The sequence below is a fragment of the Mesorhizobium amorphae genome (assembly GCF_014843845.1).
Classification (GTDB): Bacteria; Pseudomonadota; Alphaproteobacteria; order Rhizobiales; family Rhizobiaceae; genus Mesorhizobium; species Mesorhizobium amorphae_A.
On record NZ_JHQS01000093.1, the window covers coordinates 1 to 749 of the forward strand.

Consider the following 749-nt stretch of genomic DNA (forward strand, 5'->3'; position numbering starts at 1 on the left):
CATCGAGACGACCACGGCGAACCTCGACCAGATCATCTTCGCGGGCTTCACGCACGAGCCGGCCGAACGCCTGGCCAAGGCACTGGTCGGTCTCGCTCCCGCCGGACTCGACTGGGTGTTTTATTCCGACAGCGGCTCGACCTGCGTCGAAGTCGCGCTGAAGATGGCGCTCGGTTACTTCCGCAACATCGGCGCGCCGCGTTCGCGCATCGTCGTCATGGAGCACAGCTATCATGGCGACACGATCGGCACGATGAGCGTCGGTGCGCGCGGCATCTTCAACGCCGCCTACGAGCCTCTGCTGTTCGAGGTCGATACCATCCCCTTCCCGGCCCCGGGACGCGAGCAGGAGACCCTGGATCGGTTCGAGGCCGTGAGCCGCGACCGGCACGCCGCCGCCCTGATCATCGAGCCGCTGGTGCTCGGCGCTGGCGGGATGCTGATGTATCCGGCCTGGGTTCTCGCCGAATTGAAGAAAATCGCCGAGACCTCCGGCACGCTGCTGATCGCCGACGAGGTGATGACCGGCTGGGGACGAACCGGAACAACGTTCGCCTGCGAGCAGGCGTCCATCTCTCCGGACATATTGTGCACCTCGAAGGGCCTGACCGGTGGCGCGATCCCACTGGCCGCCACGCTCGCCACCGATGCCATCTTCCAGGCTCACTATTCGGCGGATCGCAAGAAGACCTTCTTTCATTCGAGCTCCTACACCGCCAATCCGATTGCCTGCGCGGCCGCCCTCGCCA

At 65.2% G+C, this 749-nt stretch carries 1 protein-coding gene; it reads left to right on the forward strand.

The annotated features are described in order from the left end of the window. The coding region (locus DH08_RS37570) for an aminotransferase class III-fold pyridoxal phosphate-dependent enzyme (RefSeq protein WP_192182896.1) at positions 1-749 on the forward strand (749 nt) is incomplete at both ends.